A 9,944-nucleotide genomic window follows, 5' to 3' on the forward strand; every position below is an offset into this window, starting at 1 on the left:
CTCCGCTCCCAACGCAGGTCTAGGACCAGGGTCCCAATCGCATGCTGTAAGTCAATAGACCGCCACGTAGACAAGCGCTTGCTCGGGGGAATAACGTACCTGGGTGGGCTACACGATCGGCGTAGATGTCGGAGGCACCTTCACCGATGTGGTCCTTGGAGGCACGTTCGGCGCGATTGCCGTGGCCAAATGTTTGAGCACCCACTACGACCCCATCGCGGGCATCGTGGCCGGCGTTACGCACGCGCTCGGCGACCGCGACCCCGCGCAGGTCACGCGGGTCGTCCACGCGACGACGCTGGCCACCAACGCGGTGCTCGAACGCAAGGGGGTCCGGGTGGCTTTTGTCACCACCCAGGGCTTTCGCGCCGCCGTCCCGCTCGGGCGCTACGCGCGGGTCGAGGAGGACCGCTACGATCTGCGCTTCTCGCCGCCGCCTCCGCCGGTGGCCGCGGGCGACTGCTTCGAGGTGGTGGAACGCGTCTCGGCGCGCGGCGCGGTGCTGACGCCGCTGGACCTCGATTCCGTACGCCGGGCCGCCGCGGCGATCACGGCCCGCGGCATCACGTCGGCGGCGGTCTGCCTGCTGCACTCGTACGCCAACCCGGCCCACGAGCGGCAGGTCGCCGAACTCCTGCGGGAGTCGATCCCGGACGTGGTGACGTCGTCGGAGATCTGGCCGGAGATCCGCGAGTACGAGCGCGCCACCACCACCATCATGTCCGCATATATCGGTCCATTGATGGCTTCGTACCTTTCGCAGCTCCGGGAGCGGCTGGCTGAGATCGGGATCCGCGCGCCCGTCCACGTCATGGAGTCGAGCGGTGGTGTGATCTCCGCCGAGCTGGCCGCCCGGCGCGCGGTGGCCACGATCGAGTCGGGCCCGGCGGCGGGGGTGCTGGCGGCGGCCGGGACCGGGTTCCCCGACGTGATCTCGTTCGACATGGGCGGGACGACCGCCAAGGCCTGCGTCGTACGCGGCGGGAAGCCCGAGATCACGAACGAGTTCCACGTCGGTGGCAAGGGCAGCTTCGGCGGCCGCCGGGCCGGCACGGGCGTGCCCATCAAGACGCCGGCCATCGACCTGGCGGAGGTGGGGGCGGGCGGGGGCAGCGTCGCCTGGCTCGACGCGGCCGGCGCGCTCCGCGTCGGCCCGCACTCAGCGGGCTCCTCCCCCGGGCCCGCCTGTTACGGTCTGGGCGGCTCCGAGCCCACGGTCACGGACGCGAACCTGGTCCTCGGCTACCTCTCCTCCGCTTCGCTCCCCCTGACCCCGGACCTGGCCGCCAAAGCCCTCGACCGGCTGGCCTCGCCGCTCGAGGTCTCCCGGGAGGAGGCCGCGTACGCCGTGCACGAGATCGTCAGCGCCTCGATGGCGTCGGCGGTGCACGTGGTGACGGTGCAGCGCGGCATCGACCCGCGCGGCTTCGCCCTGGTCGCCTTCGGCGGCGCCGGGCCCATGCACGCGGCCCGGGTCGCGGAGCGCTTCGGGATCGGGACGGTGGTGGTGCCCGCGCACTGCGGCGTCGCCTCGGCGGCCGGACTCCTCACCGGGGCCCTCTCCACGGACCGCGTCCTGTCCCGCCTGGACGCCCCCGACCCCTCCGCCGTCTTCACCTCCCTGGCCACCGACGCCGCCGCCGACCTGGGCGTCTCACTCTCGGACCCCGGGGTGCTGGTGTCACGGTCGGTGGACGTCCGCTTCAAGGGCCAGTCCCACGACCTGACCGTGGCGTGGACGTCCTCCCGGGAGGTGCTGGCGTCCCGCTTCTTCGCACGGTACGAGGAGGTGTACGGGATCGCGCAACGGGGCGAGATCGAACTGGTCAGCTACCGCATCCACCTCACCGCCCCCACCTCCCCACCCCCCGACCCCAACCCCAACCCCGGCTCCGGCTCCGGCTCCGGCTCCGGCCCGAAGGACAGCACGTCCTCCACCGACCCGCACACCTTCGGCGCCGGTGCGGCGAGACGTGGTACGGCGGAGCCCGGCGCAACGCGTGCGGCGGTCGGGAGCAGTACGGCACCGAGCGGGGCGGCCAGGAACGGGGCAGCCGGGGACAGGGCGGCCGGGGACAGGGCGGCCGGGGAGGGGACAACAGGAGATGGGGTGGCAGCGGCCGTGCCCCGGGCGAGGCGGGCGTACTTCCCGGAGGCCGGTGGCTACGCCGAAGTCCCCGTCCACACCAGGGACACCATGGCCGACAGCCCGCTCCACGGCCCCGCGATCATCGAGGACGCCGAGTCCACGATCGTCGTCCCGCCCGGCTGGACCGCCACCCTCGCCGAGCCCCGCGCCGTCCACCTCACCAGGAGCACGACATGCCGGACCTCCTGACCGCCGAGGTGCTCAGGAACGCGCTCGTCGTCGCGGCGGAAGAGGCCAGCATCGTGGTGGTCCGCTCCGCGTACTCGACGTTCATCGTGGAGGGCTCCGACGCCTCGGCCGCCGTCCTCGACGCCCGGGGCCGCCTGATCGCCCAGTCCATGGCCACCACCCTCATGAACAGCATGGCGCTCAAGGTGGCGCTCCCCGAGCTCCTCAAGGACATCCCCGCGGACCGGATGAGCCCGGGCGACGTGTACGTGCTCAACGACGCCTACCGGGGCGGCGTGCACACCAACGACCTGCTCGTCTACCGCCCGGTCTTCGTCGGCCGGGCCCCCGCGTACTTCACCGCCACCATGATCCACGTCTCCGACCTGGGCGGCCTCTCGGCGGGCGGCATGGCCCCGCTGGCGACGGACATCTTCCTGGAGGGCCTCCAGCTCCCCCCGGTACGCCTGGCCACCGAGGAGGGCCTGGATCCGACCGTGGAGGCCATCCTGCGGGCCAACAGCCGTACCCCCGACAAGGTCATGGGCGACGTGCGGGCCCTGGTGGCCGGGACGGCGGTGGCCGCCGCCCGGCTGGAGACCCTGGTCGGCGAGTACGGCGCGGAAGGCCTGAGCGCGGGCGTCGACGACTACCTGGACTACACCGACGCCAGGACCCGCGCGGCGCTGGCCGAGCTGCCGGCGGGCCGGTTCGAGGCAACGTACCCGATCGACGATGACGGCATAAATCCCGAAAAATCGCATGAAATCCGGGTCGCCGTCATCCTCGGCGACGAACGAGCCGTGCTGGACTTCGCGGGCACCGGCCCGCAGGTCCCCGCCGCGATCAACGCCTCGGCCTCGCAGTCCCTCGCCGCCGCCGTCTTCGCCGTCCGCTGCTTCCTCGACCCCACGATCCCCATGAACGACGGCTGCCTGCGCGCCATCGACGTACGCCTCCCCGAGGGCTCCCTGCTCAACGCCCGCTCCCCCTACCCGTGCGGCGGCCGGTACGTCCCGATCTACGCCGCCATGGAGGCCGTCTTCCAGGCCATGTCCGACGCCGTCCCCGAGCGTGCCATCGCCCCCAGCGGGATCCTGCAGCCGTTCTCGATCGCCGCCGTCGGGGCGCCGTACTGGATCCACCTCTCCTACGACTTCGGCGGCGTGGGCGCCCGCCGGGGCCTGGACGGCCCGGACGCCACGGGCGTGCACTTCGGCATCGGCCGCAACTCGGTCCCGCAGGCGGAGCCGGTGGAGAGCCGCTGCCCGCTGATCGTCGAGTCCGTCGAGACCATCCCGGACTCGGGTGGCCCCGGCCGCTTCCGCGGCGGGCTGGGCTCGCGCACGGTCTACCGTTTCCTGGCCGACTGCCACGTCACCACCCGCGGCGACCGCCTCCGCCTCCCGCCCTTGGGCCGTGCCGGCGGGCAGCCGGGGCGGCTCGGCGGCTTCTTCAGGCGCCACCTGGACGGGACGGTGGAACGGCTGGCGTCCAAGGTCAACAATGTACGGTTTGTTGCCGGGGAGGCGTTCATCGTGGAGACGACGGGCGGCGCCGGCCTCGGCCCACCCGCCGAACGCGACCCCGAGGCGATCCTGGCCGACCTGGAAGCGGGCCGCATCACTCCACAAGGGGCGGCCGAGGATTACGGGTTCGAGGCTCAGTCGTCGATCAAGTCGGCGGGATCGAAGCTGACAGGGTAGGGCGACGACAGATTGACCGTGGTCCCGGCCTTGTGGGCAGTGGGTTCTTTGTAGGAGCCATCCACGAGTTCGTGGATGTAGAGCGTCGGTCCCTCGAAAGGTTCGATGCGCCAGTAGATGGGAATGCCCGCCGCTGCATACGCGGCTGCTTTGGTCCCCCTGTCGTGCAGCCTGGTGCTCGGGCTAACCACCTCCACGGCCAGTAGCACGTCGCTGGGCGCGAGCATGAGTTTCACAGCCTTGGCTCTATCCCTCGGCACCACGACGAGATCGGGGATGTAGAGGTCCTTGTCGGACGGGCGCACATTGACGGTCGAATACACCTTCAGATGTGGCGGCGCAGCTTGGTGCAGAATCGTCTGCAGAAGGAAGATCGCGTCCTGGTGTAGGAGGCTGGGGGCAGGGCTGACTACAAGGCTCCCGTTGAAGAGCTCGTAACGATTCCCGTCGTCGGGGAACTCGAGCAGGTCGTCCACAGTGAACGGCGCACTGGGAAATGCCGTGCGCCCCACCGGTTCGATCGTCGCCATTGCGGTCACCCACCCAGTATCGGGAAGCTCGCCCTTGCCCACATGCTACTTGCCCAAATTCCGTCACTAGAAGTCACGAGGTCGCCACGCTTCGGCGCCCTGGCGGACCGCCGCGTGGACGGCGCGGGCCGCGCGAGCGCCCCACTCCGAGCGCGGCCCGCCGAACAGCTCCGCGGGCCCGTCCGCCGGCGCGGCCACACAGACCGCGTCCGAGGCCGTGCCCGTGCAGGGGAAGCCCGCCTCGATCAGCGCCTGGGACTTCGCCTCCGTGACCGTCATCACCGCGTTGACCAGGGCCGCGTCCGTCATGGCCACCGGCAGCACGGTCACGATGTTGATGGTCCCCACCCGCATCGGCGCCAGCTCCGGGTCCGTGCTCCCCTCCGGCGTGGCGGCCCAGGTCGGGACGCGGAGGCCGACGGTCGCGTACGCCTCCACGCCGCCGTCCGAGGCCCGGACGCAGCGGTCGACGGCGGCGGCGGTCAGCATGCCGACGCCGTCGCCCGCCGGACCTAACGACAGCAGGTGGTCGACCGGGTCCATCCGTGAATACCCGGCCACCACCTGCGCGTTCAGCACCCACTCGCGCGGGCCGATCCCGCCGCCGAGCAGCGCGGAGGAGATCATCCGCCAGCCCGGCCCGAACTCCCACAGCAGCGCTCCCAGCCGCGCCCCGTCCTCCACCCGATATGTGAGCTTCATGGCCCTCCCCTGACGAGGTGCACGACGGGCCGGCCGTCCGGCCCCGGCTCGATCTTGACATGGGCGTCGAAGTGCCGTCCCACCAACGGCTCGGTGAGCACCTGGGCGGGCTTGCCGGAGGCCACCGCGCGCCCGTCGGCCAGCAGGAGCAGGGAGTCGGCGTAGAGGCCGGCGACGGTCAGGTCGTGCAGGGTGGTGACGACGGTCAGGCCGTCCGCCCGCCGCAGCCGGTCCACCAGCTCCAGCACCTGCTGCTGGTGCCCGAGGTCGAGGGCCGTCGTGGGCTCGTCCAGCAGCAGGACGGGCGCCTCCTGGGCGAGCGCCCTGGCCAGCACCACGCGCTGGCGCTCGCCGCCGGACAGCTCCCCCGCGCGCCGCATGGCGAGCGCGGTCAGGTCGAGCCGTTCGAGCACGCCGGCGGTGACCTCCCGGTCGTGCGCGCTCTCCCTGCCCAGGTAGGGAATGTACGGGGTGCGCCCGAGCAGCGCGTAGTCGAAGACCGTCATGTCGGGCGGCAGGGCGGGGGTCTGGGGGGCGTAGGCCAGCAGGCGGGCACGTTCGCGGGGCTTGAGCCGGGCCGCCGGACGGGAGTCCAGCGTGACCTCGCCCCGGTGCGCGACGAGACCCATGACGGCCTTGAGCAGGGTGGACTTGCCCGCCCCGTTGGGCCCGATGATCGCCAGCCACTCGCCGCGGCGCGCCTGGAGCGAGACATCGGACACGACCTCGCGGTCGCCGAGCCGTACCGACAGCGCCTGGGTGCTGATCACGTCGCCGTCCGCCTCGTCATGCGCAGGACACCGACGAAGAACGGCGCCCCCACGAACATGGTCACCACTCCGATCGGCAGCTCGGCGGGCGCGATCACCGTACGCGCGATGAGGTCGGCCAGCACCAGGAACGCCCCGCCGCCGATCAGCGACAGCGGCAGGACGATCCGGTACGAGCCGCCCGCCAGCCGCCGCACGATGTGCGGGATGACGATGCCCACGAACCCGATCAGCCCGCTCACCGCCACGGCCGCCGCGGTGGCCAGGGAGGCGGCCAGCAGCACGGTGAGGCGCACCCTGGCCGCCCGCACGCCGAGGCTGGTGGCCTCCTCGTCGCCCACGGACAGCACGTCGAGCATCCGCCCGTGCAGCAGGAGCAGCACGGCCGAGACGGCGGCGTACGGCAGCACCAGCCAGAACTGGTCCCATCCGCCGCCGACGTCGCCGAGGATCCACGAGTAGACGCGCTGCAGCTCCTCGACCTTGAACTGCTGGATGAACGTCTGGATCGCGGTCAGGAACGAGGTGACCGCCACCCCGGCCAGCACCAGCGTCGCGGTGCCGCCGGAGCGCCCGGCGGTGTTGCCGAGCGTGTACGCGAGGAACACCCCGCCCACGGCCCCGAGGAAGGCCGCGACGGGGATGCTCGCGCCCGACTCCGGCAGCAGCACGATGGCCACGGTCGTCGCCAGGCCTGCCCCGGCCGCGGCGCCCAGCAGGTACGGGTCGGCGAGCGGGTTGCGGAACACGCCCTGGTACCCCGCCCCCGCCATGGCCAGCAGCCCTCCGACCACCGCGGCCACCAGCACCCGCGGCAGCCGCAGCTCGAACAGCAGCCCCTGCTCGACCGGCGCGAGCCCGGAGTCCACGTGCACGAACGGCAGCCAGTCCACGGCCTGGAGCACCACCTGCCAGGGTGAGATGTCGGCCGCCCCGTCCAGCAGCCCGGCGATCATGCAGACGGCCAGCACGCCCAGGGCGCACGCGATCCAGAGTGGTCTGGCCCTCGACGGGCCGGCCTGCGCCGCCATGGTCAGCTCTTGGCCCCGGCCTTGGCGACCGCGGCGCCGATGGACTCGGCGAGCTGGACGACGCGCGGCCCCCAGCGGGAGGCCAGGTCGTCGTCGAGCTGGATCACCTGGTCGTTCTTGATGGCCGACAGGCCCTTCCAGCCCGGCCGCTTGGCCAGGGTGTCCTTGCTCTGCTGGCAGCACTTGACGTCGCCGAGGAAGATCATGTCGGGGTCCGCCTGGGCCACGAACTCGGCCGACAGCTTCGGATAGCCGCCCGCCTGGTCGGGCGCCTTGTCCGCGATGTTGGTGAGGCCGAACAGGCCGTAGACCTGGCCGATGAACGTCTGGGACGTCGCCGCGTACGGCGTCTGGTCGAGCTCGTGGTAGTAGGTGAGCTTCTTGTCCTTGGGCGCCTCGGCGGCCAGCTTGTCCATGGCCGTCTTCATGCCGGAGACGACCTCGTCGGCCTTGGCCTGGTTGCCGGTGGCCGCGCCGATCTCGGCGATCTCCTCGTACGCCTCGTCGAGCTTGGTGGCGGCGGGTTCGAGCAGGACGGGCACGTTCACCTTGCCCAGCTCGGCGACGATCTGGTCGATGTCGTTGGAGACGATGACCAGGTCGGGCTTCTGGGCGACGATGGCCTCGACGTTCGGCTTGAAGCCGGACAGGTCGGTCTTGGGGGCCTCGGCCGGGTAGTTCGACTGGTCGTCCACGGCGACGACCTGGGGGCCCGCGCCGATGGCGAAGAGCGTCTCGGTGTGGGTGGCCGAGAGGGAGACGATCCGCTCGGGCTTCTTGGCGAGGGTGACCTTGCCGTTGCCCGCCTCGACGGTGACGGGGAAGCCCGCCCCGGAGTCAGGCGCGGAGGAGGAGGCGGGGGCGGAGGCAGGGGCGGAGGAAGCGCTGGGGGCGGCGGACGGGGTGGCTGTGGTGCCGGTCTGGCCGCATCCGGCCAGGATCAGCGTTCCCAGCAGCGCGCCCGCGAGGGCCGTACGTCGGGGCCTCACGAGTAGTCCTTTCACTGTCGGAACCGAGAGACCCGCGTTTGAGCGACGGATCACCCTTTTCCACGAGGGTTGATGACGTCAGCGCAGAGGCAGGCGACCTGGCTATGACAGTTGCGGGACAGCGCCGGACTCGCACCGGACTTCGCTGCGACCCTGCGCATCGGACAAACGCTATCAATCCTCCGGATGCCCGCGGCGTCAAGGGGTCAGTTGGGACTCCGCCTCGGCGATGATCTCCTGGAGCCTGAGCCCGTGGGCGGCGTCGAGCGGGTGGCCACCGCCGTTCCGCACGGTTCCGGCGAACTCCTCGGCGATGGTGTCCAGGGGGTCGTCGTCGAAGTGCGGGAGCACGGCGCTGCCGGTGCGGCCGTACACGGCGAACGTCGAGGGCGGCAGGTCGCCGACCGCGGCCATGCACAGCGACGCCTCGGAGACCGCGCCGCCCTCGTGCTCGAGCAGCAGGCCGGTCCAGCCGAGCGGGTCGCCGTGCGCGCGCACGCCGGTCACCGGGCCGAGCGCGGCGCCCAGCAGGTCGATCACGTGCGGGCCGACGTCGAGCAGCACGCCGCGCGCCAGCCGCCAGGGGGTTGCGAAGGGGTGGTCGCCGAGGAGGGTGCCGGAGATGTTCGCGGCGTGGCCGCCGAACGGCTGGATCTCGCGGCACCGGGCCAGGAAGGCGCGGGCCTGGGGGGCGTACCGCAGGGTGAGCACCAGCTGGGAGGCGACGCCCGCCTCCGCGACGGCCTCGGCCAGGCGCCGCGCGCCGTCCAGCGTGTCCGCGAGCGGCTTCTCCAGCAGCAGCGCCTTGCCCGCGCGGGCGGCACGGACGCCGAGCTCGGCCTGAACGGCGGGCGGCACGCAGAACGCCACGGCCTCGCAGGCGTCGAACAGCTCCTCGACGCGCTCGAACACCGGCGCTCCGAGCCGGGCGGCCGCCTCGGGACGGCGGGCCCACACCCCGGCCAGCCGCGTGTGCGGCCCCTTGGACAGCATCGGCGCGTGCGCCATCTCGGCCCACGGGCCCGCTCCGATCAGCCCGACCGCCACCGGCTCCATGAGACCTCCCCTGTTCACCGCACGTATGGGGAGGATCTTCCCATACCACCGGCATGACGGCCGGTGGCTCGATGGGCGGGTGCCCCGCGCGGCGCCCGCCCATCGGCGTCAGTGGGGCCCGTCGTTCAGGTCGCGCCAGCGTTGGACAGCATGCTGCGGGCGGTGGGCCAGGGTGCCGGAGTCGATGGTCAGGGTCTGTCCGGTGATGCAGCGGGCCTCGTCGGAGGCGAGGAAGCACACCAGGTTCGCGACGTCGTCGGGGGTGCACGGCCACGGCAGGAGCCGTTCGGCGGCCTTGTCGGCGAGCTGCCCCTGGCTCAGGGCCCGCTGGGCGGCCTGGGTGAGGACGAGGGCGGGGGCGACGGCGTTGCAGCGGACGCCGCGGGAGCCGTACATCGTGGCCACGTAACGGGTGAAGCCGATCAGGGCCGCCTTCGAGGCCCCGTACGCGGCGTGAACCTCGTCCCCGACCAGGGCGGACACCGACGACATGAGGACGATGGCGCCGCCGTCCGGCATGGCGGGCACCGTGTGCTTGACCATGAGCATGGCGCCGCGCAGGTTGACCTCCATCGTGCGGTCCCAGACCTCGACGTCGAGCGAGTCGAGATCCCGGTCCCGGCCGTAGACGGCGGCGTCGAGCGCGGCGGCGTTGGAGTGCAGGACGTCCACCCGGCCGAACGACGTCACCAGGGCCGCGACCGCCTCCTCCACCTGCTTCTCGTCGGAGACGTCGCAGGTCAGGGCCATGGCCGTGCCGCCGCGGGCGCGGATGGCGGCCGCGGTGGACTTCGCGCCTGCCGCGCGCAGGTCCAGGACGCCGACGCAGGCTCCCTCGGCGGC

The 9,944-nt window shown here is 72.2% G+C and carries 9 protein-coding genes; 2 read left to right on the forward strand and 7 right to left on the reverse strand.

The features are described 5' to 3' along the window. The first annotated feature begins 103 nt into the window (after positions 1 to 103). Together ACWDX9_RS35880 and ACWDX9_RS35885 are read left to right on the forward strand one after the other, a co-directional pair. A complete protein-coding gene (locus ACWDX9_RS35880; protein WP_449962027.1) occupies positions 104 to 2,338 on the forward strand; it encodes a hydantoinase/oxoprolinase family protein in 2,235 nt (744 codons plus the stop codon). Then, positions 2,323 to 4,023 carry a hydantoinase B/oxoprolinase family protein gene (locus ACWDX9_RS35885; RefSeq protein WP_449962030.1) on the forward strand — a complete coding sequence of 567 codons (1,701 nt, stop codon included), beginning with the start codon at positions 2,323 to 2,325 and terminating at the stop codon, positions 4,021 to 4,023. Before ACWDX9_RS35880 ends, ACWDX9_RS35885 begins: the two co-directional genes overlap by 16 nt. On the opposite strand, the gene ACWDX9_RS35890 is transcribed toward ACWDX9_RS35885, so the two are convergent. The 7 genes from ACWDX9_RS35890 to ACWDX9_RS35920 form a co-directional block, all read right to left on the reverse strand. Beyond that, entirely contained in the window at positions 3,981 to 4,553 is a 573-nt protein-coding gene (locus ACWDX9_RS35890; RefSeq protein WP_449962033.1) for a Uma2 family endonuclease, read from the reverse strand. The two genes, ACWDX9_RS35885 and ACWDX9_RS35890, sit on opposite strands and share 43 nt — an antisense overlap. 66 nt (positions 4,554 to 4,619) lie before the next feature. Continuing rightward, on the reverse strand, positions 4,620 to 5,255 hold the full coding sequence (locus ACWDX9_RS35895) for an adenosylcobinamide amidohydrolase (RefSeq protein ID WP_449962036.1): 636 nt from the start codon (positions 5,253 to 5,255) through the stop codon (positions 4,620 to 4,622). Beyond that, complete coding sequence (locus ACWDX9_RS35900) at positions 5,252 to 6,025, reverse strand: ABC transporter ATP-binding protein (protein ID WP_449962038.1); 774 nt, start codon at positions 6,023 to 6,025, stop codon at positions 5,252 to 5,254. The genes ACWDX9_RS35895 and ACWDX9_RS35900 overlap by 4 nt, the downstream gene beginning before the upstream one ends. Next, positions 6,022 to 7,056: a FecCD family ABC transporter permease gene (locus tag ACWDX9_RS35905; RefSeq protein WP_355206361.1), complete on the reverse strand. Its 1,035-nt coding sequence runs from the start codon at positions 7,054 to 7,056 to the stop codon at positions 6,022 to 6,024. The genes ACWDX9_RS35900 and ACWDX9_RS35905 overlap by 4 nt, the downstream gene beginning before the upstream one ends. A 2-nt stretch (positions 7,057 to 7,058) precedes the next feature. After that, the gene (locus ACWDX9_RS35910; RefSeq protein WP_449962041.1) at positions 7,059 to 8,045 is read right to left on the reverse strand and encodes an ABC transporter substrate-binding protein; all 987 of its coding nucleotides are present in this window, start codon (positions 8,043 to 8,045) and stop codon (positions 7,059 to 7,061) included. A 198-nt stretch (positions 8,046 to 8,243) separates the two neighbouring features. Then, entirely contained in the window at positions 8,244 to 9,101 is an 858-nt protein-coding gene (locus ACWDX9_RS35915; RefSeq protein WP_449962044.1) for a Gfo/Idh/MocA family protein, read from the reverse strand. 108 nt (positions 9,102 to 9,209) lie between these two features. Next, a partial coding sequence (locus tag ACWDX9_RS35920) for an SDR family NAD(P)-dependent oxidoreductase (protein WP_449962047.1) occupies positions 9,210 to 9,944 on the reverse strand: 735 nt, incomplete at its 5' end.

The sequence above is a fragment of the Nonomuraea sp. NPDC003201 genome (assembly GCF_053590415.1).